The 21,906-nt window shown below is 61.0% G+C and carries 19 protein-coding genes; 16 read left to right on the top strand and 3 right to left on the bottom strand.

Going from position 1 to position 21,906, the window contains the following annotated elements:
• Positions 1-13 precede the first annotated feature (13 nt).
• Both CVS29_RS13430 and CVS29_RS13435 read left to right on the top strand, forming a co-directional pair.
• Positions 14-1,528 (top strand): sulfatase family protein, encoded by a 1,515-nt coding sequence (locus CVS29_RS13430; protein ID WP_245932243.1) that lies wholly within the window; start codon positions 14-16, stop codon positions 1,526-1,528.
• 66 nt (positions 1,529-1,594) lie between these two features.
• Positions 1,595-4,438, top strand: coding sequence for a family 20 glycosylhydrolase (locus CVS29_RS13435; RefSeq protein WP_170120982.1), 2,844 nt, complete (start codon positions 1,595-1,597; stop codon positions 4,436-4,438).
• Between the two features lie 386 nt (positions 4,439-4,824).
• Here the strand turns inward: CVS29_RS13435 and CVS29_RS13440 are convergent, their stop codons facing one another.
• Positions 4,825-5,223 (bottom strand): DoxX family protein, encoded by a 399-nt coding sequence (locus tag CVS29_RS13440; protein WP_110106833.1) that lies wholly within the window; start codon positions 5,221-5,223, stop codon positions 4,825-4,827.
• A 382-nt stretch (positions 5,224-5,605) separates the two neighbouring features.
• Here CVS29_RS13440 and CVS29_RS13445 point away from each other — a divergent pair, with 382 nt between their 5' ends.
• The gene (locus CVS29_RS13445; RefSeq protein WP_110106834.1) at positions 5,606-6,175 is read left to right on the top strand and encodes an NADPH-dependent FMN reductase; all 570 of its coding nucleotides are present in this window, start codon (positions 5,606-5,608) and stop codon (positions 6,173-6,175) included.
• 287 nt (positions 6,176-6,462) lie between these two features.
• On the opposite strand, the gene CVS29_RS13450 is transcribed toward CVS29_RS13445, so the two are convergent.
• Together CVS29_RS13450 and CVS29_RS13455 are read right to left on the bottom strand one after the other, a co-directional pair.
• Positions 6,463-8,040 carry an amino acid permease gene (locus CVS29_RS13450; protein WP_110106835.1) on the bottom strand — a complete coding sequence of 526 codons (1,578 nt, stop codon included), beginning with the start codon at positions 8,038-8,040 and terminating at the stop codon, positions 6,463-6,465.
• A gap of 399 nt (positions 8,041-8,439) precedes the next feature.
• Positions 8,440-8,682, bottom strand: coding sequence for a hypothetical protein (locus CVS29_RS13455; protein ID WP_110106836.1), 243 nt, complete (start codon positions 8,680-8,682; stop codon positions 8,440-8,442).
• Positions 8,683-8,876: 194 nt separating this feature from the next.
• On the opposite strand from CVS29_RS13455, the gene CVS29_RS18495 reads away from it, so the two are divergent.
• The 13 genes from CVS29_RS18495 to CVS29_RS13515 all read left to right on the top strand — a co-directional run bounded on the left by CVS29_RS18495 (position 8,877) and on the right by CVS29_RS13515 (position 21,827).
• The gene (locus CVS29_RS18495) at positions 8,877-9,047 is read left to right on the top strand and encodes a hypothetical protein (protein ID WP_170120983.1); all 171 of its coding nucleotides are present in this window, start codon (positions 8,877-8,879) and stop codon (positions 9,045-9,047) included.
• 186 nt (positions 9,048-9,233) lie between these two features.
• Positions 9,234-9,656 carry an alternative ribosome rescue aminoacyl-tRNA hydrolase ArfB gene (gene arfB, locus CVS29_RS13460; RefSeq protein ID WP_110106837.1) on the top strand — a complete coding sequence of 141 codons (423 nt, stop codon included), beginning with the start codon at positions 9,234-9,236 and terminating at the stop codon, positions 9,654-9,656.
• Between the two features lie 19 nt (positions 9,657-9,675).
• Complete coding sequence (locus CVS29_RS13465) at positions 9,676-10,464, top strand: nucleotidyltransferase family protein (protein WP_110106838.1); 789 nt, start codon at positions 9,676-9,678, stop codon at positions 10,462-10,464.
• Between the two features lie 84 nt (positions 10,465-10,548).
• Complete coding sequence (locus tag CVS29_RS13470; RefSeq protein WP_211315136.1) at positions 10,549-11,622, top strand: alkene reductase; 1,074 nt, start codon at positions 10,549-10,551, stop codon at positions 11,620-11,622.
• A gap of 217 nt (positions 11,623-11,839) precedes the next feature.
• Positions 11,840-12,739 (top strand): AAA family ATPase, encoded by a 900-nt coding sequence (locus CVS29_RS13475; protein ID WP_110106888.1) that lies wholly within the window; start codon positions 11,840-11,842, stop codon positions 12,737-12,739.
• A gap of 3 nt (positions 12,740-12,742) precedes the next feature.
• Entirely contained in the window at positions 12,743-13,900 is a 1,158-nt protein-coding gene (locus CVS29_RS13480) for a vWA domain-containing protein (protein WP_110106839.1), read from the top strand.
• Entirely contained in the window at positions 13,893-15,074 is a 1,182-nt protein-coding gene (locus CVS29_RS13485; protein ID WP_110106840.1) for an XdhC family protein, read from the top strand. The genes CVS29_RS13480 and CVS29_RS13485 overlap by 8 nt, the downstream gene beginning before the upstream one ends.
• Positions 15,075-15,191: 117 nt before the next feature.
• Positions 15,192-15,770 (top strand): (2Fe-2S)-binding protein, encoded by a 579-nt coding sequence (locus tag CVS29_RS13490; protein ID WP_110106841.1) that lies wholly within the window; start codon positions 15,192-15,194, stop codon positions 15,768-15,770.
• Positions 15,767-18,169, top strand: coding sequence for a xanthine dehydrogenase family protein molybdopterin-binding subunit (locus CVS29_RS13495; RefSeq protein ID WP_110106842.1), 2,403 nt, complete (start codon positions 15,767-15,769; stop codon positions 18,167-18,169). Before CVS29_RS13490 ends, CVS29_RS13495 begins: the two co-directional genes overlap by 4 nt.
• Positions 18,166-19,044, top strand: coding sequence for an FAD binding domain-containing protein (locus tag CVS29_RS13500; protein WP_110106843.1), 879 nt, complete (start codon positions 18,166-18,168; stop codon positions 19,042-19,044). The genes CVS29_RS13495 and CVS29_RS13500 overlap by 4 nt, the downstream gene beginning before the upstream one ends.
• Positions 19,045-19,048: 4 nt before the next feature.
• Positions 19,049-19,723 (top strand): SRPBCC family protein, encoded by a 675-nt coding sequence (locus tag CVS29_RS13505; protein WP_110106844.1) that lies wholly within the window; start codon positions 19,049-19,051, stop codon positions 19,721-19,723.
• 207 nt (positions 19,724-19,930) lie between these two features.
• Positions 19,931-21,055: an AI-2E family transporter gene (locus CVS29_RS13510; protein WP_110106845.1), complete on the top strand. Its 1,125-nt coding sequence runs from the start codon at positions 19,931-19,933 to the stop codon at positions 21,053-21,055.
• A gap of 277 nt (positions 21,056-21,332) precedes the next feature.
• Complete coding sequence (locus CVS29_RS13515) at positions 21,333-21,827, top strand: FBP domain-containing protein (protein WP_110106846.1); 495 nt, start codon at positions 21,333-21,335, stop codon at positions 21,825-21,827.
• The last annotated feature ends 79 nt before the right edge of the window (positions 21,828-21,906 follow it).

Here is a 21,906-nt window from a genome sequence, read left to right on the forward strand (position 1 = left end):
CTCAGTGACTTCTGTGAACACCACTAAGCGCCAAAACATGCTGTTCCTCATGACGGATCAGCAACGCATCGACACCCTGGGATGCTACGGCAACACCTCACAGCACACTCCCAACCTGGACAGGCTAGCTGCGCGCGGAACAACTTTTGACCGGGCCTACACGCCTACGGCCATTTGCACCCCTGCGCGTGCCAGCCTGCTCACAGGCCTGCAACCGTTCGAACACGGATTGTTGGCCAACTACGAGTGGAATTCAGGCCACAGGGAGGAGCTCCCTGACGGGCTGCCTACTTTCTCTGCGGCGTTGACTGAGCAGGGATACCGGCTCGGTCACGTGGGCAAATGGCATGTTGGCAAGGATCGTGGACCCGATTACTACGGTTTTGAAGGAATTCACCTGCCGGGTGCTCTGAACGTCTTTGACGATCCGGGATACGAAGGCTGGCTTAAAGCCAACGGATATCCGGATTTCCACATCTCCAACCCTGTCTACACCACCCGGGCGGACGGCAGCCAAGGTCACTTGATCGCCGGCGTGACGGATCAGCCCACGGAAGCCACCTTTGAGGCGTTCCTGGCGGATCAGACCATCGCTAAGCTGCGTGAATTTGCTGCAGGTGCCTTGCAGGAAGAGTCAGGTGCAGAGGACGGCACACCGTTCTTCTTGTCCTGCCATATCTTTGGACCGCACCTGCCCTACCTGATTCCGCAACAGTGGTATGACATGGTTGACCCCTCCACCATTGAGCTGCCCGGTTCCTTTGCCGAAACGTTCCACGGCAAACCGATGGTGCAGCAGGCCTACGCCGAATACTGGTCCACGGACTGCTTCACCGTGGATGAGTGGAAGAAGCTCACCGCTGTGTACTGGGGCTACGTTGCCATGATCGACCATGAAATTGGGCGGATCCTGGACGTCCTTGACGAGCTGGGCTTGACGGACAACACGGCCGTCATGTTCACCGCTGACCACGGTGAATTCACAGGTGCTCACAGGCTCAATGACAAGGGCCCTGCCATGTATGAGGACATTTACCGCATACCGGCCATCCTGTCCCTTCCTGGCGAGCAGGAGCGGCGGGAAGACCGCTTCATCAGTTTGCTGGACTTCACTGCCACCTTCCATGACATTGCCGGGGCGGATGCCTCCGGTGTCCGTGGACGGAGCCTGCTGCCACTGGCTCACGGAGAAGATGTGGAGGGCTGGCGCGAGAATATCCTGTGCGAATTCCACGGCCACCACTTCCCCTACGCCCAGCGCATGATCCGCAACAAGGAAGTGAAATATATTGCTAACCCTGAAGGCATCGACGAGTTTTACGACATGATCGCCGACCCTGACGAGCTCACCAATGTCATCAACGTCCCGATCTACAAAGATCGGGTTAGCACCATGCGCCGGGCAATGTACCGCCAACTCGTTGAGCGCGGCGACAAATTTGCCCAGTGGCTAGCTTTTGCAGGCGATATCCCGGCCCATGAACGTGTGCGCCCGGCCACCGCCGTCGAACGATTCATCACTGTGTAGTCTCACCCACTAACGGATGCCTCTTGCGGTCCAAGAGAAGTAAAGCGAGTATATGGATTGAAAGCATTGAAAAGAACGACGACGGCCGGGCTCGCCTGCGCTGCCGCCCTCGGTTTGTTTGCTGCGGTGCTACCCACAGCTTTTACCGCTCCCCCGGCCCAAGCGGCTCCGATTGTGGTGCCTCCCAGCGTCCCGGTGGAGTACCCGTCCAACCTGGCACTAACCGGAACGGTTACGGCCTCAAGTGTGGAGCCGGGGGCTGGGGCGGGGTTCACAGCTAACCTCATCAACGACGGGAACACAGGCACCCGATGGTCCTCAGCCTACGAAGATAACTCCTGGATCCAGGTGGAGTTGGAACAGGCCGGTCCCGTTGATCATGTGAAGATCGTCTGGCCCAATGCCGCAGCCCGTGACTACAAGCTGCAAACTTCTCTTGATGGCACGTCTTGGGCAGATGTGAAGACCATGACCTCCACTACCGGGCCGACCCGCACCGACGAGGTCACCCTGGGCGTGCCGAACACGAAGTTCCTGCGCATGCAGGGCGTTAAACGCTGGTCCACGTACGGATACTCGATCTCGGAGTTCGAGATCTATGCCAAACCCCAGCCGGTTCTCCCGGACAGCTTGGCTCTTGTGCCGATGCCGGTGGCCTCTGCTGCTACCGCTGATGGCACGTTCCAGCTGCTGCCAGGAAGCCGTATTGTGGCCTCAGGTGACGCCGTAGATGCTGCCAACTACTTCGCAGAAAAGGCACGCAAGAGCACCGGCTTCGCCTTGCCCGTGGTCAGTGGTATTGCTTCGGCCAGTGATGTTCAGTTCACGGTGGGAGCCGACCTCTCCGATGCTAAACCGGAAAGCTACACGCTGCAGGCTGACAGCAACGGGGTGAAGATCGCTGCGAACACTTCAGCCGGTGCGTTGAATGGTGTGCAAACACTGCGCCAGCTCTTCCCGCAATGGATTGAATCCGGCACCGCGGTCAACACCCCCTGGACCGTGGACAGCGTGGTCATCAGTGACTACCCTCGCTACGAACACCGCGGTGTGGGCATTGATGTGGCCCGTTCCTTCTACACAGTGGATGAAATGAAGGAGCACATCGATAACGCAGCCCAGTTCAAGATGAACGCCCTCCACATTCACCTCACCGATGACCAAGGCTGGCGAATCGCCATGGACCAGCCAACGGTGAACCCCTCCGGAATCAAGTACACGGACCTGACGGACATCTCCGGCAAGACCGCTATGACCACCAACCCGAGTCAGAGCGAACCAGGGCACACAGGCTTCTACACCAAGGACGATTATAAGGAGATTGTGAAGTACGCCGGGGACAACGGCATGGTGGTCATCCCGGAAATTGACATGCCAGGTCACACCACCGCGGCCCTGCACGCCATCCCGCAACTGAACTCAGCCAAGTCCGCCCCCAAACCGGCGCCCGGCAACTCCACACCTAACTCACAGGGCACAGGTGATGTAGGCGTCAGTTCCTTCGATTCGGATAACGACGCTACCTACGAATTCACCAAGGAAGTCCTGAAACAGCTTGCTGCCCTGACTCCTGGCCCGTACATCCACATCGGCGGAGACGAGTCCCATGTGACATCTACTGCCGACTACAACAAGATGATCGGCGCGTTCACCAAGCAGGTCACCGACGTGAACAAGCGTGTTATTGGCTGGAACGAATACGGTTCCGCTAACTTGCCGCCAAACTCCGTGATTCAGCTATGGGTTGGCGGTGGCCAGGGCGAATCAGACAAGATCATCAAGAATAACGCCAAAGTCATCCTCTCCCCCGCATCCAAGACGTACATCCCGCAGAAGCAGGATAATTCCGAGCAGTTTGGCGGAACCTGGGCCTGTAGTGGTGCACCTTGCACCTTGCAGACACACTATGACTGGGACCCAGCAAAATTCCTGCCCGGCATTGGCGATGACCGCATCCTAGGTGTAGAAACAGTCCAGTGGGGCGAATGGATCCGCGGCATGAACCAGACTGAAAGCTACCAATACCCGCGCACCCTGGCCACGGCCGAGGTTGGCTGGTCTCCGCAAGCCAACCGCAACTACGCAGACTTCACCAAGCGCGCGGCAACACTCGGTGGCCGCATGGCTCTTGAAGGGTTGAATCACTTCAAGACCCCTGGTATCAACTGGAGCACCGCCCCTGCAGCCCCTGAAACCGCCCCAGCCTTGGTGGATCCGGCAACACTTCCAGAGGTATCCCCCGTTGATTTAGGTGTTCCCTCCACCGAGTTCGACGGCGGCGAATACCTCACCTTGAAGAACCTCCCGGTCAATGCTTGGCTGCGCGTGGCCATCCAGAACACTTCCGCCACTGAACCCACGGCTCCAAAGAGCCAGTGGGTCCGCTCCAACGAGGCCGGTGAAGCACCGCTGGAGGTTCCCACCGGTCTTGAAGGCGGCAACTATGTGGTGACCGTTCAGAATGCTGCGGGTCAGCTCGCAGGGTTCGCCGCACTAGCCCTCGCAGAAGAAGCAGCGCCGGAAACTACTAAACCGGCAACTGCCCCAGCCACCACGGCGCCGGCAACCACGGAACCCACTAACGAGGCAACCGAGGAAGCCACCACGGCGCCGGCAACCACGGAGCCGACTAACGAGGCAACCGAGGAAGTCACCACGGATCCAACCGATGAGGCAACCACTGCTCCGGCCACCACGGATGCCACGCTCACCAGCCCGGCCACGGGCGATACCGGTACCGTTCCCACCCGCGTGACGACGTCGCCCACGGCGTCGCCCACGGGAACCAGCGCAGATGAACTGGCCAGCACTGGCGCCAGCTCAACACTGCTGATGGGTGGTGCAGTCTTGGCGCTGCTCGCTGGTCTGGTCATCATGGCCGGATCACGCAGGCGCTCCAGCCAGCACTAAGTTACATCCCCACAAAGGGGCCGGTGTTTCAGACAGCCTTCCGTCTGAAACACCGGCCCCTTTGTGTTTGGGTGCGGCTGCTCGTTTCGACTTTTGTGGTGCCAATAACTGAAACCATCATGAAAGTGACGCTGCCTAAGCTGATCGTTGAATTTCGCATCCCTCGGTCCGGACTGTCTTCGGGCTTGCGATGAGGCACATCTCGGCTCGCATGCCCTGAGCCGGACCGGTGGCATTCATGTCGTAGCCGGAGTTTCGCTAAGGATCGTGGTGGTTGCCACGTTCATGGGCAATTCTGAAGCAGAAGCTACCTCAAAACAGGATCGCTCCTACAGGCGGTACTTGAGACTTTTGGGTTCTTGCATGGCACGTAATGGTCAGTGCCACTAGCTGCGGCGAGCACTCCATGCCCACGCGACAAGTGGTACCTGCAAAGGCAGCCGCACGCTGTGTACGCGTTTGGCCGAGGCCGTCCCCCCCGGACCATACGCTCGCCGGAGCGCTGAAACGTGACCGGCGGTAAAGCCCATGAACATGATCGCCGTGGTGGTGGCCGCAAATTTTCGTGTGGCTGGGATCAACAAGCCAATGGCAGCCAGCGCCTCGGGCGCGGAGGAGACGATCACCCATTGGTGGCGGGTCATGAGTCCCAGTTTCCCGGCCTTGTCACTGCACAGGGATGGGGGAACCACCGGGTAGTAAAACTCCGGAGATCTAAGGTGATTCACTGAACTAGCGGCAAGCAGTGCCGCAAGTGCCCAAGCATTGAGTGTGGCTGGCTTCATGTCTCCATCGTTGCACGTCTACAGTGAATCCTGCACCGCAACCAGGCCATTTTCTCCATGAGAAGTCCCAACGCACCCCAACGATAATTGCAGGGAGGGAACCGAACTACCAACAGCATGGAAACTACTCGTAGCTCCAATTCCCTGCCCGCTGTAGCGGTTGCCCACCGTATGACCGGGCGGCGCATCCACCGGCGATTCGCTGGGGATGAGCGGCAAACCCCCGATTCTCCCCCACGGCAGCAGATGCCTCAACTGTGACGCTTGCGCTGCCTTCGAAGGTCACGGCATCGATGAAAAAGGGTGGGCAAGTGCCAGCCACGGGGATAGATTGAACGGGTGAGCGATCGCTCTCCGTATCGTCTGCCGAAAGGTTGTTCCGATGAGCTACAAAGTGGGCGTTTTCGTGGGCAGCCTGGCCTCCGATTCCATCAACCGAAAACTTGCAAGGGCGCTGTTGAAGTTGGCTCCGTCAGAACTGAGCCTGATCGAGATCCCGATCGGTAAGTTGCCACTGTACAGCCGCGATTACGACTCCGACTACCCACCGGAGGGGCGTGCATTCAAGAACGCCGTGGCCGCCGTAGACGCCCTAATTTTCATCACCCCGGAATATAACCGCAGTATCCCGGGCGCACTGAAGAACGCCATCGATTGGGGTTCCCGCCCCTGGGGCACCAACTCTTTTGCAAAGAAGCCTTCTGCGGTCATCGGAGCATCGACAGGGCAGGTTGGCACGGCTGTGGCGCAACAGCATTTGCGCAGCATTCTCTCCTTTGTGAATTCCCCGGAGATGGCGCAGCCGGAGGCATACGTACGGTTCACCCAGGGCTTGATCGACGACGACGGTAATGTCGCCACCGAGAAAACCACCGATTTTCTGCGGAATTGGTTGCAGGAATTTCATATTTTTGTGGTCCAAGTGGTTGGTGCACAGCGGATTACACTGTAGCGGCAGGACAGGCCCGGTCCTGAATGAGATGCTGGCGCGAGTCCCTCCGGCACGCAGCTGTTGTTGAGCACTAGGCGGGCACCTTGGCCGGGGACGTCAGCGCCCACGGCAGGCACTAGCGAAGGATTTCCAGTGCCGCTCCCAAGTGCACGGATGGTCCGTTCCAATGTCTAGGCCAAGTGGACTAGATCCTCTTGGCTCGAGGGTCGCTCACCTTCGGCACCTCAAACGGGCGTATGTCGCGGCTTCAGGGTAGGTGCTGGCTCGTGAATTTTTATAGAGCCCGGTCAGCGCCGGACGGCCGACCCCGAGTACTCAGCGCCGCCTTCCAGGTCCACACTGTCCTCGATGTCCTCAGGGCCGCTCAGGTCCACCTCCATCAGGGGAACCAACTGGGATTTGCTGACGAATCGGTGAATCAGCCACAAGCCAAGGAACATGGGGATGCCAATATAGGAGGAGAGGACTTCCATGCCGCGGCCGGCTAGGACAGCCTCGTAGTTCTGCCCGGCAATGACCAAGATCAGCACGGCGAAAGCCAGGAGCGGACCAATGGGGAAGAAGGCTGCCCGATACGGCAGGTCCGCAACCGCGTTTCCTTGTGCGAGGAAGGCTCGCCTAAAGCGATAATGTGAGAGGGCAATCCCCGCCCACACGATGAATCCGCACAGGCCGGAGACGTTAATCAGCCATGCGTAAGCAGCTCCCTGACCCACAAGGGCACTTAGGAAGCCAAACAGCCCGACGGCGGCCGTGGCCAGCAAGGCGGCGATGGGCACTCCGCGTGAATTGGTCGTCCCAAAGATTTTGGGTGCCTTGCCATCCTTGGCCATGGCATAAAGCATCCGTGTTGAGGCGTAGAGTCCGGAGTTTCCTGCCGAGAGAATTGCCGTCAAAATGACGGCGTTCATCAAGCCAGCAGCAAAGGCAATACCGGCACGTTCAAAGACCAGAGTGAAGGGTGAGGCCCCAATATCAGCCTCCCCTGAGGAGAGCAGACTCGGGTCAGTCAGCGGAATCAGGCAGCCGATCACGAAGATAGCTCCAATGTAGAAAATCATAATGCGCCAGAAGACTGAACGTATGGCGCGCGGAACTTCACGCCGTGGGTTCTTCGCTTCACCGGCGGCCACACCCACAAGTTCGGTGCCTTGGAAGGAGAACCCAGCAATCATGAAGACGGACAAAATGGAAACCCATCCACCGTGAAAGACGTCTTCCCGGTTTTGCCAATTGCTCAGTCCTGGCGCACTATCTCCCAGAACACCAATAATCATGAGCACACCGGCCACGAGGAACAAAATGACGGCAGCTACCTTGATCAGGGAGAGCCAGAATTCGCTCTCACCAAAGGCTTTGGCTGAGAGTGCGTTGATGCCAGTCAACAGCAGCAGAAATCCACCAGCCCAGACCCAGCCGGGCACTTCAGGAAACCAAAAATCCATGATAATCCCGGCAGCAACCAATTCTGCAGCCACCGTAATGGCCCAGTTAAACCAATAATTCCACCCAATAGCGAAGCCAAACGAAGGCGAGACAAAACGGGTGGCATAGGTTTGGAACGAGCCGGCTACCGGAATCTTGGCGGACATTTCCCCCAATGACTGCATGAGCAAAAACACCATCAAACCCACCAGGGCATAGGCAAGCAACGCTCCGCCAGGACCAGCCTGCGCGATGGTCCCACCGGAAGCGACGAAGAGCCCGGTGCCAATGGCGCCGCCAATGGCGATCATCTGCAGATGGCGGCTGCTGAGCCCACGCTTGAGCTCGTTGTCATCTGGCACATAACGTGTCTGCTTACCCAGCCGGGGACCACTCTGCCCTTGTGTTTCGAGCCTCGGATCGAGCGAGAGTTTACTCATGGGTTGCTCGTCACCCCAGCACCGGACAAGTGGCTAAAAAATCGGGTCCTCGTAGAGGCTGAGGAACAGTACTTCTGATGCATCTGCAACTTCCTGCTTCGTGGCCCCCAACGAGTCGAGGCCACGCTAAATGAGTGAATATGAGCCCAAGGTCGGCAGTATGCTGGAAATTCCCTGCTGTTCTCGATAAGGCCGACAACAATCCATTATGACGGCGAACTGTCATAATGCTGAATCAGTGCTCCACATCACTCTGTTTGGCCGAATTTATGAGCCATCGCCATAGAATTTGCACCATTCATAAGCATTGCTGTTGCTCAGCAATTGCTTTTTGGAGATGCAGGACAGCCTAGGCGGCTACGCTAGCGCCGGCCAGATGAGGCTCCCGCTTTGGCCCTTTCAGTCAATAACCATTTGTGGGCGCGGGTCAGGAAGTCTAGATTCCAGCCAGTTGATCAGCTGCGCGAGTTTGGCCAAGGTTGCGTTGTCTATACCTTCGTCGGCATGGATGACGCGATGCCAGCGGCCGTAGGCGGCCGTAATGGAATAGCTAAATCCGTCGTAGTACATTGGACCGGATTTGTCCTCCGTGAGCCCAAAGAAATCGACTTTACTGAGCCAGTGCTTTACGGTTGCCAGCAATGCCGCCGCACTTCTTGAATTCCACCACTAGTTCGGTATCCATGGGCGGGAAGCAATTTCCACTTGCTGGACTTTACCGCCAGGCCCTACAAAATACGGTGATGTTCCGCGCAAAGACACCAAATAGCCCACTTCGCCTTTGGTGCCATGACTGCCGGATGTTCCTGTGATGACATGACAGCCACCTAGAGAAGATGACTCACACGCAAGTAGGGCTCATTGTAGGCAACAAGAAGACGGTACGCCATGATCAAGGTGTGCTTGAGGTGCCGCCGCTAGTGATGGAAATTTTTGTACGCACCATGGGTGGCGATCAATCCCATGATGACAGTGATGATGACGATGCATCCGATGACAATGGCTAGTCCCCACATGCTCATTTAGCTCAGCTCCTCGGTTCGACGGCGGCTAGGTGGCGAATGTTCAAGGCACAAATCCTTGTTCGCCTGCTTCCATCATGCACCCACTCCCCCAATGTCTCTAGTGCCACCGGAAGTAAGGAGCCATCAGGCGGGCGTTCTGCGCAAAGCGGCCCGTGTAAGACTTGAGCCATGGACTTGATGGTTTCGCCCACGCTCACCATTCCCGCGGTGGAGCTTGGCTGGCGTTTTTCACGCTCCTCGGGACCCGGTGGCCAGCATGTGAATACCTCCGACTCCCGGGTGGAGCTGCTGTGGAATATTGATGAATCATTGGCGATCTCCGAGGAACAGCGAATGGTTCTGCTGGCCCGGCTGGAACGCCGGCTGGTGAGCGGGGTGGTCACCGTGACCGCGCACGAGCAACGTTCGCAGCTTCGGAACCGGGAAGTTGCGCTGGTAAAGCTGGGTGTACTTGTTGCCGCGGCGCTGGCTCCTCCGCCCGCGTCACGCCGGCCCACCAAGCCCAGCCGTGGCTCAAAGCGGCGGCACCAGGCGGCAAAGCAGCAGCGCTCTACAACGAAACAATTGCGCAAGCGCCCGCCCTCGGATTGAGCACAGCTAGAGTTGGCCCATGGCTGAGATTTCTCCCAGAGGAGGCACCACGGCGGTGCTGCTAGCGGCAGGCGCCGGAACCCGCCTAGGGCTGGGCCCGAAGGCGCTGTTGCCCTTTTGCGGCACCACCTTGGTGGCGCATGCCGCTGGCGAATTGTTGCGCGGTGGCTGCTCACAGGTGATCGTGGTCATTGGGGCCGGTGCGGATACAGTCCGGCAAACATCGCTACCATCGGGGTGCACAGTAGTGGTGAATCCTCGCTGGGCCGAAGGCATGGGCACCTCCTTTGCCGTGGGCGTCCGCTGCGCGTTGGACCCTGGCTTCGCGCTGGATCTTGACGTCGCGCCGGACACCAGTGCCGCCGTCGAGCCTGAACATGGGGTTCCCGGACCGGCGGCCGGCCAAGGTCAGGCGGCCGGCCAAGAGGTAGATCCTGCGGAGGAACGGGCTCCTGAGCAGGTGCTGGTGGCGCTTGTGGATCAGCCCGGTATGACTGCCCGGCTCGTGGCCCGGCTCATTGCGGCCCACCTCCCTGGACGGATCACTGCAGCTGGATACCGCTCCGAGTACGGGGTTCGCCCCGGCAGTAGTGACGAACCCAGCGCACTGCGCCGCGGCAACCCCGTCCTTTTCTCTCCCCGGCACGCCGGGCTGGCCGCACGCTCGGCAAGCGGCGATGCCGGGGCCCGGCACTATCTGCGTATTCATGCCGACGCCACAGACCTCGTGGACTGCTCAGATCTCAGTGACGGCGCCGATCTGGATACCCCCGAACAACTTCATCTGTTGGAGCGGCCCACACCCTGACGCCGCAACCGCACAGTCGTCCGGGAATAGCCGGTGCGGTGCCTGTGTTGTGGCAGGGGCAGCTTATCAACGAAATTTTTGGAGATGTCCTTGAACCTGTTTTCACCCGTCACCCTCGGCAACCTTGAACTCCCCAACCGAGTGGTCATGGCCCCGCTCACGCGCTCCCGCTCCGGCGAGGACGGCGTGCCCGGGGACATTGTGGTTGAGTATTACCGTCAACGAGCGACCATGGGGCTGCTGACCAGCGAGGGCGTCTACCCCAGCTTCGCCGGACAGGCGTTTGCGCGCCAGCCCGGGCTGGTCACCGAGGCGCACATCGAGGGCTGGCAGCGGGTAACTGATGCCGTGCATGCCGACGGCGGGCGGATCATCGCCCAGGTCATGCACTCCGGGCGCGTCACCCATCCGGACATCAACGGCGGGCATCAGGTGGTTGCCCCCAGCGCCATTGCGATCGACGGCGTGGCCCGGACCAAGAATGGCAAGTCACCCTTCCCGATACCCCACGGTTTGGCAGGCGATGAACTCGCCGGCATGATCGAGGAGTTTGTGCAGGCCTCCCGCAACGCCATGACCGCAGGCTTTGACGGCGCCGAACTTCACGGCGCCAATGGGTACCTGCTGCACGAGTTCCTGTCCCCCGCGTCCAATCAGCGAAGCGATGGTTATGGCGGCAGCGCTGAGAACCGTGCCCGCTTTGTCATTGAGGCGGTGACTGCGGTCGCCGAGGCCATTGGTGCCGAGAATACCTGGTTGCGTATCTCCCCCGAGCACAATATTCAGGACGCCTTGGAAACGGACGCGGCAGAAACCCTGGCAACGTACACGGCCCTGGTGGACGGTATTGCGCCCCTGGGCCTGGCCGGACTGAGCATTTTGCACAAGGAACCCTCCGGACACCTGGTCCAGAGATTGCGCACCCGGTTTGGCGGGCCTGTCCTGCTGAACACCGGCTTTTCCACCATCACCACCTTGGCCGACGCCCAGGCCATGGCTTCTATTGCGGACGCCGTGGTGGTAGGGCGCCCGGCGCTGGCCAATCCTGACCTGATCCGCCGCTGGTCCGAGGGTCTGCCGCTGAACGAACCCGATGCGCGCACCTTCTACACCGAGGGCGCGGCCGGGTACACCGACTACCCGTTCTGGGCGAACTAGCGAGGCCTTGAGGTTCCGCGCTTCAAATCCGGTTCATGAGGTTCGTTCTTGAGCCCGGTCCATGAAGCTCGGCTCCGGGAGGCCCGACGCCGGGAGGTCGCCTTCCTTTTACGGGCGGCCTCCCGCTGGTCTGCTGGAGTGCTCGGGTCTGCGGGAGCGTTGGCCAAAAACCCACCGTTTCTGCGGGAGCGTTGACTTGGGGTTCTATGCTGGTGCCATGACTTCCACGTCCATCACCTCGGCCGCCGCGCTGGCCGCACTCTTAGCCGAAACCGGGTACTTGGCCGATGAGGGCCTGGCCACCATCGGCTACCTGGCCTTGGCCATGGAACGGCCCCTGCTGCTGGAGGGCGAACCCGGCACTGGCAAAACCGCGCTAGCGGAGGCCCTCGCCCAGGCATTGAACATCCCGCTGATCCGGCTCCAATGCTATGAAGGCATCGACGCCTCCCAGGCGCTCTATGACTGGGATTTCACCGCCCAGATCCTGCACCTGCGCAGCGTGGAGGCAGGAAGTGACAGGGCCCCCGGCGCCAACAGCCTGCGCACAGCGGAACTGGAAAACTCGCTCTACGATGAACGCTTCCTACTGGCCCGGCCAGTATTGAAAGCGCTGCAGCAAAGCCCGGCCGTGCTGCTGATCGATGAAATTGACCGTGCCGACGACGAATTTGAGGCGTTCCTTCTCGAAGTCCTCTCCACCTACCAGGTTTCCATTCCCGAATTTGGCACGGTCAAGGCCGCAACACCGCCCATCGTGGTGCTGACCTCCAACCGGACCCGGGACCTCCATGATGCGCTCAAACGCCGCTGCCTGTACCACTGGATCGATCACCCGGGGCTGGCCCGCGAGGTGGAGATTGTGCGCACCAGACTCCCACAGGTTCCGCCACCGCTGGCCGAACAAGTGGTCCGTGCCGTGCAGCAAATTCGGGTCACCGAGAACATCATGAAGCCTCCGGGCGTGGCCGAAACACTCGATTGGGCGCGTGCCCTTCACCTTCTAGGCAGCCCCGAACTGGACCTGGCCTCCGCCGCAGCCAGTATCGGCGCCTTGTGCAAGTACCGTGAGGACACCGAACGGGTCTCCGCCGCCCTGGCCCGGATGCTGGGTTGAACCATGGCGCAGGCGGAACCGCGGTCAAAGCGGCAGCAAAGCGGTGCGGGGCTCAACGCCACCGCCCATTCGGCCGAGGAAATCCTGCTGGCCTTCGCCGCGGCCCTGCGCGCTGCCGGGGTGAAAGTCACCGCTGACCGCTCACGCAGCTTTCTCGAGGCCGTGTCCAGACTCTCGTTAGAGAACCGGGCGGAGGTTTTTTGGGCTGGCCGGGCCACACTGTGCGCCGCACCGGAGGATCTGGAGCGCTACCAGCGCACTTTTGAGGCCTGGTTTGCCCCGGGCCATGCTCCCGCCACCCACCAAGCGGGCGCTCCCACCACCGTGAGGGCTGCCTCTCTGACGGACGAGGGCGCAAGCGGCGGCGAAGAAACCGCCGAGGAGGCGTTGCGGGCGGTGGCCAGCCGGCGGGAACTGCTGCGGCACCGGGATATTCCAACGCTTGATCCGGCCGAACGTGCCCTGCTGCAGCGGATGTTCACCGAACTGGCCGTGACGTTGCCAGCGCAGCGCTCCCGGCGCCTTCACCCGGACCGGCATGGGCGCATCGATAGGGTGCGGACCCTGCGGGACCAGCTGCGCCGCGCTGGAGAACCGGGTCCGCTGCGCCGGTCCAAGGCACCGCCCAAACCACGCAACGTGGTGTGGTTGGTGGATGTTTCCGGTTCCATGGCCCCCTACGCGGACAGCCTGTTGCGACTGGCACACCGCGTCCTCCAGTGCGGTCCGCGCCAAGTGGAGGTATTTACCCTAGGCACCCGGCTGACACGGGTGACCGCTGCCCTACGGATCCCCGACCCCGACGACGCGCTGGCGATGGCCGGGCGCACCGTCCCCGACTGGTCTGGAGGCACCCGGCTGGGAGAGGCTTTGCGTGCGTTCAACGATAGGTGGGGCCAACGCGCGGTGGCCCGGTCCGCCGTCGTAATTGTGGCAAGTGATGGGTGGGAGCGCGGGGACCCCACACTGCTGGCTCACCAAGTGGAACGTCTGCACCATGTGGCCCGGTGCATTATCTGGGCCAACCCGCACCGGGGCAAAACCGGTTATGAACCCGTGCAGCAGGGAGTTAAGGCCATCCTGGAGCACGTTGATTATTTTATTGGGGGCCATTCGCTGAAAAGCTTCGAGGAGTTGTTGGTTGTGATGGGCAATGCGTGAAGTGTTGAAGGATTTGATCGACGCCGTTGAGGCCGGGCACACCGTGGGGCTGGGGACTGTGGTGCGCACTTTCCGCTCGGCGCCCCGTCCCGCGGGTGCGTCCATGATGGTCGACGCCGATGGCCGGGCGGTGGGTTCGGTCTCGGGCGGCTGCGTGGAGGGCGCTCTCTACGAGTTGGCCACGGGGGTGATTGAGAGTGGCACCCCCAAACTGCAGCGGTACGGTATCACCGACAATGACGCCTTCGAGGTGGGGCTGACCTGTGGGGGCATCATTGATGTGTTCGTGGAGGCCGTTTCACTGAAGACCTTCCCGGAACTGCCCGGCGTGGGCGCTGATGTGGACGCCGATGTTCCCGTTGCGCTGGTGAGCGTGATAGAACACCCAAACCCGGCCTGGCTGGGGCGGCACCTGGTGGTACGACCTGACGGATTTGAAGGGAGCCTGGGCAGTGACCGCGCCAACCACGCCGTCAGCGATGACGTTATGGGCCTGCTGGCCGCCGGGCGCAACACAACCCTGATGTACGGTCCTGACGGGGAACGGCGCGGGGACGGCATGCGGGTTTTTGTGGCCAGTTTTGCCCCGCAGCCGCGCATGCTGGTGTTCGGTGCCATTGATTTTGCCGCGGCCGTCGCCAAACAGGGTAGCTTCTTAGGCTACCGAGTCACCGTGTGTGATGCCCGTGCCGTCTTCGCCACGAAGGCCCGCTTCCCCGTGGCGGATGAGGTGGTGGTGGAATGGCCGCACCGGTACCTGCAAGGCCAAATTGATGCAGAACTCATTGACCCGCGGACAGTAATTTGCGTGCTCACCCACGACCCCAAGTTCGACGTTCCCCTGTTGGAGGTGGCGCTGCGCCACGAGGTTGCCTATGTGGGGGCAATGGGCTCACGCAAAACCCACGATGACCGGATGGACCGGCTGCGCGAGGCGGGACTCAGCGCAGCCGAGCTTGACAAGCTCTCAAGCCCTATAGGACTGGATTTGGGCTCGCGCACACCGGAGGAAACCGCCGTGTCCATTGCGGCAGAGATCATTTCACTGCGCTGGGGCGGGAAGGGCGGACGGCTGAGCCACATGGACGTGCGCATTCATCACGTGCCCCTCGCCGATGCCGACCATGAGGGCGCCGAGCGCCCGAACCTTCAGCTTGAACCCGCGGAAGAATAGCACAAGGGAGCCGATTTTTCGCCCTAACGTTCTGCGATGCCGTCATGTAACGTAAGAGCCATCATGGGCTGGAGGCTGGCTATTGGGCTGGGTCTCCACAGCGATTAGGAGATCTCAATGGCGAGTTCCACATCCATCAGCGTTGAAGTTGACGGCGTTAGTTACACCGATAACGTCGAACCCCGGCTCTTGCTCGTACAGTATCTCCGTGAGCGGCTGGGCAAAACCGGCACGTTGATTGGCTGCGACACCACCAACTGTGGGGCCTGCACCGTCCATCTTGACGGGGTCAGCGTGAAATCGTGCACCATGTTTGCCGTCCAGGCCGACGGACACAAGGTCACCACCATTGAGGGGATGGCGCAGAACGGCAAGCTGGCACCACTGCAGGAGGCATTCCACCAGTGCCACGCCCTGCAATGTGGCTTCTGCACTCCGGGGATGATCATGCAATCGGCGTCACTGCTCAAGGAAAACCCGCATCCCACCGAGACCGAGATCCGGGAGGGTCTGGAGGGGAATCTGTGCCGGTGCACCGGCTACCAGAACATCGTGGCTGCCGTGAAATCTGTGGCTGACGGTGTGGAGTACGGGGATTCAGGAGTCTGCGTGTCCGAATCCCTGACCCACGAGGTGGCTAAGGAACTCACCGACGAACTCACCGACGATGATAGCGAAACGGCAGGTGTGTCATGAGTACCACAACAGAAAGCGCTCACTCCAGCGGGCCCAGCCCCGAAATTGGCAAGTCGCGCCTGCGCAAGGAGGATGCCCGCCTGATCACCGGCCGCTCCCGGTACACAGACAACATGGTGCTGCCGGGAATGTTGCACCTGGCCATGGTCCGCAGCCCCTACGCGCACGCCAGAATCACCAACATTGAGCTCACCGAAGCAAAGGCCGCCCCCGGCGTTTTCGCGGTCCTGACCGGCACCGATCTGGCCGCTGAGCAGGGTTCATTACCCAACGCCTGGCCCGTGACCCCCGATCAAAAGGCGCCGGCACACCCTGCCGTCGCCATTGAGGAAGTCGCGTTTGCCGGGGAGATTGTGGCAGTAGTGATCGCCCGCAGCGCGGCCGCCGCACGGGACGCAGCTGAACTGGTTGATGTGGACTATGACGAGCTGCCTGTGGTCATGGACTTGGAGGAAGCATTCACGGATGCGGTCCTGGCGCACACTTCACTGGAATCCAATAAGTCGGCCACCTGGGTTTTTGATTCGGCGGAAGCTGGCACGGGCACCTCTATTGAGGATGCTTTGGCAGCCTCTGATGTGGTGGTGGAGCGGACCCTGTACCAGCAGCGTCTTATTCCGGCCTTCATGGAACCTCGCTCCACCGTGGTTGACCCCACGGGTGAGCAGATCACCATGTACTCAGCCACCCAGATCCCGCATATCCTGCGTGTGATGCTGGCGTTGACACTGGGCATCCCGGAAAGCAAGCTCAGAGTCATCGCACCGGATGTGGGCGGCGGTTTTGGTGGGAAGCTGCAGGTCACCCCGGAAGAGATCATCACCTTGCTGGCGGCCCGGCGCATGGGCAAACCGTGCAAGTTCACCGAGACCCGCAGTGAATCCCTGCAGGTGGGCCACCACGGGCGGGCGCAGGTACAGAGGATGAAGATCGGCGCCACGAAGGAGGGCATTGTCACCGGACTTTCCGTGAACCTGCTGGCGGACATGGGCGCCTATCTGGGCTTGATCACCTCCGGTATCCCCATCCTGGGCGCTTTTATGTACAACTCCATCTACAAGTTCCCGGCCTACCGTTTTGAGTGCAACAACATCTTCACCAACAAGCCGTGGACCGACGCCTACCGCGGAGCTGGCCGGCCCGAGGCCACCTTCGCGATTGAGCGGATGATGGACGAGCTCGCCACCGAGTTGAACATGGACCCGCTGGTGCTGCGTGAAAAGAACTGGATCAAGCACACCGAATTCCCGTTCGCCACGGTGGCCGGGCTGGAGTACGACACCGGCAACTATGAGGCTGCCACAGCCAAAGCAGTGGCTCTGTTCGACTATGACGGGCTGCGCGCCGAGCAAAAGCGCCGCCGCGACGCCGGCGCCACCATCCAACTAGGCATCGGTGTCTCCACGTTCACGGAGATGTGCGGTCTGGCCCCTTCCAGAGTCCTGGGTGCCTTGAACTATGCAGCCGGCGGCTGGGAACATGCCCAGGTTCGGGTGCTGCCTACCGGGAACGTGGAGGTTGTGACGGGTTCCTCGGCCCACGGGCAGGGACATGAAACCGCCTGGAGCCAGCTGGTTGCCGACCGCTTGGGCGTGCCCTTTGAAAACGTCGAGGTGCTCCACGGTGACACCCAGGTCTCCCAGCGCGGCCTGGACACGTACGGTTCCCGCTCCCTGACGGTGGGCGGCATGGCCGTGCTGGCGGCGGCGGACAAGGTCATTGAAAAAGCCAAGGTCATTGCCGCACACCTGATGGAGGCCAGTGAGGAGGACCTCGACTTCACCAATGGCGCCTTCACCGTCCGCGGCACGGATACCTCAACGTCCTTTAGCGAGATCGCCTTCGCGGTGTTCTCCGCCCACAACATGCCGGACGGTGTGGAACCCAATCTGGACTCCGAAGCCACCTTTGATCCTGTCAACTTCTCCTACCCCCATGGCACCCACTTGGCGGCCATGGAGGTGGACACTGAAACCGGACAGGTCAAGGTACTCAAATATGTGTGCGTGGATGACATCGGTGTGGTGGTGAACCCTATGATCGTGGAGGGGCAGGTGCACGGCGGCCTGGCCCAGGGCATCTCTCAGGCACTGTATGAGGAGGCCGTCTACGACGACGCCGGTACCCTGGTTTCGGGTTCCTTTGTGGACTACCTGGTCCCCGGTGCTCCCGATCTGCCGCACTACATCACGGCCAGGACCGAGACCCCGGCCACGAGCAATCAACTCGGCGCCAAGGGCGTGGGCGAGGCCGGCACCATTGCCTCCACCCCCGCCATTGTCAACGGGGTGCTGGACGCCATCCGCCACCTCGGCGTCACCGACATCAAAATGCCGTGCACACCCTCGCGTGTATGGCATGCCCTGCAGGAAGCCAAGTCCACCGGAGGTGTGCAATGATCCCCAGCGCATTTGATTACGCCGCGCCCACCACCGTTGAGGAGGCCCTGGCCCTGCTCGCAGGAGCCGACGCTTCCGGGGACGATGTCAAGCTGCTCGCCGGGGGCCAAAGCTTGATTCCCGTCATGAAGCTGCGCTTGGCAGACCCTTCCCTGGTGGTTGACTTGGGGCGTATCCCGGGCCTGTCTGGCATTACGGATAATGGTAGTTCCCTGACGATTGGTGCCATGACCCCGCACCATGTGATGGCCACCGACCCCCTGATTGCCGCCCACGTGCCGCTACTTTCCCAAGCGGCGGCCACGGTGGCGGATCCGCAGGTGAGGCATCGCGGCACCTTCGGCGGCGCCTTGGTACACGCCGATCCGGCCGGTGACATGCCAGCACCCGCGTTAGCCATGGATGCTGTTTTCAATATCACCGGCCCCGCTGGCCCCCGCTCCGTAGAAGCGGCTGGCTTCTTCCAGGGCTACTTCACCACGGCCGTGGAGGAAGGCGAGATCCTCACCAGCATCACCGTGCCAAAGTTCGATGGTTGGGGATCCCACTACGAAAAGTTCACACGCGTGGCCCAGCAATGGTCCATTGTGGCCGTCGCTGCACTGGTCCGAGTCGAGGGCGGCGTGATCGCCGAGGCCCGCCTGGGGTTGACCAACATGGCCAGCACTCCCCTGCGGGCTTCTGCCACCGAGGCCGCGCTTGCAGGGTGCGCCGTGGATGCGGAGGCAATTGCCGCAGCCTGTGCACACGCCGCAGAAGGAACTGATCCGGCCAGCGACCTCAACGGGGATGCCGCCTACCGACGCCACCTCGCAACCGTGGTGGCACGGCGCGCGGTGCTGGCCGCCGTCGGGCTTCAAGGGACAAGGGGGTAAGGGCATGGAACTCAACCATCACTTCGCTGTGCCGTCGTCACTGGAAGCCACGTGGCGCTCCTTCAACCAGCTGGAGGAGATTGCCCCATGCTTTCCCGGGGCCACACTGACCGGGGTGGACGGGGACACGTTCACCGGCACGGTCAAGATCAAATTGGGGCCCATCGCCATGCTGTACGCCGGGACGGGAGAGTATTTATCGCGCAACGAGGCCACACACACCGTTGTCATCGCGGCCACGGGGAAGGACAAACGCGGTAATGGTACCGCCGGCGCCACCGTGACGGCTGTGCTGAGAGCGGACGGGGACGGGACCACGGTGGATGTCTCCACCACCATGAATGTCACAGGCAAACCTGCACAATTTGGCCGTGGCGTCATCCAGGACATCTCGGACAAGCTGCTGGAGCAATTTGTGCAGTGCGTCATCAGCAAGGCAGAAGGCCCGCCCGAAGATGCGGTAGAGCCCGTTCCGGTGGTGGAAGCTGACGCGCTGGCCGAGCCTGCCGAAAGCAAAACACTCGCCCCGCCAACAACCCCGGCCTCGGCGCCGGAACTGGACTTGGGCCAGGCGGTATTGCCAGTGCTGGCCAAACGGTTCGGCCCGGCGGTGCTGGCAGCGGTGGCGCTGTTGGGTATAGTGCTGCTGATCTGCGGACGACGGAAAACGGAGAACTGACGCTCGGTTAGTTTCGGGGCAAAATTAGCCAACGCTCAGTTATTTTCGGGGGTATATTCGTTAACGCTCGGTTGCTTTCGGGCCAGTGTGAGTCCCGGAGAATATCAGCAGAGCGATGTGAAAAAAGTTGACGGGTAGACACAGCCCGATCACCGCTTTCGCGCTGATTCCAACTTCAAAGAACACCGACGCCCACGAGAGTGACTCATGCCCACTACACCCACCCCGCCAACCCGAGGCTTACTACCGCAGGACCGGGTGGGGATCTGGCGGGATGGATTCGGGCGGACCGCGATCCGCTCGGCGCAAGCATTACTCATTCTGACCTTCGCCTCGGTTGTCCTCTGGGCAGCCACGAGGGTTCCGGTGGTTATCATTCCGGTCCTCATCGCCCTGATTCTTGCCTCGGCGATCAGCCCGCTGGTGCATTGGCTGACCAAGCGCCACTGGCCTAGGGCGCTGGCAGTTCTTTCCGCGTTCGTTGGGATCCTGGCCGTCTTCGGCGGGGTGGTCACCGGCGTTGTCTTCCTGATCCGATCACAGGCCCAAGACTTGGTCTCGAGGGCAGATGATGGCATCGATCAGCTCCACAGCTTCATGAACAACGGTCCCTACCCCATTTCCGACGCACAGATAAACTCCATCCGGGAATCCGTGCAGAAGTTCATCACCAGCAGCGCCTTCGGAACAGAAGCGCTGACGGGACTGCGTGTTGCCGGAGAAATAGGTGTTGGTGCGGTCCTGATGGCCGTCATTTTGTTCTTCTTCCTCAAGGACGGGCAGAAGATCCGTGATTTCCTCTTCGGCTTCCTCCCTCCCCGCCAGCGCAGAAAAGCTCATACGGCTGCCGAACGCAGTACCGTGGTGCTCGGCGGGTATCTGCGCGGAACCTCCCTGATTGCCCTTATTGACGGTCTTATTGTGGGCATTGCCGTGGCCATCATGCAGATTCCCCTGGCCGTGCCGCTGGGCGTGTTTGTCTTCATTGGGGGCTTTATCCCCATCATCGGCGCCACAGTCGCCGGCTCCTTGGCAGTTCTCGTTGCCTTAATCTTCAACGGCCCCATCGCGGCAGTGGTTGTTCTTGCGATCATCGTCGGCGTCAACCAGCTTGAACACCATCTGCTCCAGCCACTGTTGATGGGCAAGGTGTTGAGCATTCATGGTCTGGTCATCCTTCTGGCCTTGGCGGCGGGTTCCACCCTGGCCGGGCTGGTGGGAGCCTTGCTGGCAGTTCCACTCACCGCTGTTGGCTGGACCATCATCAAGACGTGGTTGGAACAGGAAAGCCCACCGGCGCAACGCTCACCCGTTGCCCACCCGGACAGCTGATACGGCAAACTGAATGGGGCCCACATTCTCGGTGCGGGTATAGGATCGTTCTTGTGTTGTTTTCATCAGTGAGTTTTGGCCCCGTGGGTCGTTTGGAGGTCGCCGGCTGTTCTTGCGCCGGCGGCAGATAGCCTTCCCTTCCCCGTATTCAACTGCTGCGCTGTGCGCACAGTTCCCCGCCTGTACTTCCATGTGCGCCCCTGCGGGATCTCCTCAACTCTTGTGCCAGCCACTGCTGTAGGCAGTGCACCGGCCGGACAGAAAAGGCCCAGCACCCATGCTTGCCCTGACAGAAACCCAGATTCGCGCTTCATTCATGAACGCTTCCCAACGAGAGCGCAACAACCTCAACCTCCCAGAAAACTTTGAATCTCTCCAGTGGGACGGACAAGATTTCATCGGTTGGCGCGACCGCAAATACCCCGCTCTTGGCTATGTGATCGCGTGGGTTGACGGCACCCCGCGGGGTATCCTCTTCCGCCACGTCGAGGGCAGGATTCGTTCGCGCGCCCAATGCGCCTGGTGTGAAGACGTAACCCTTCCCAACGACGTTGTGTACTTCACTGCCAAGCGTCCCGGCGCCGCTGGACGAAACGGAAACACCCTTGCTACCCTGATGTGCGCCAACTTTGAGTGCTCCACCAACGTCCGCCGCGCGGCGCCGCCAGCCTACCTTGGCTTCGATGTGGAGGCGGCGAAGGCAGAACGCATGGCCGCACTGCAGGTGCACATCGAGAAATTCATGCACACCATGGCGCCCGGCCTCGATTAGGAGCTGCGACGTGTAGGCGTGCGCTTCGGCCGTACTTTGCCCGGCGCCCCCTACAATGTTGCCATTCCGCGCTGCACAT

Origin of the sequence: Arthrobacter psychrochitiniphilus, from assembly GCF_003185915.1 — a bacterium.
GTDB classification, from domain to species: Bacteria; Actinomycetota; Actinomycetes; order Actinomycetales; family Micrococcaceae; genus Specibacter; species Specibacter psychrochitiniphilus.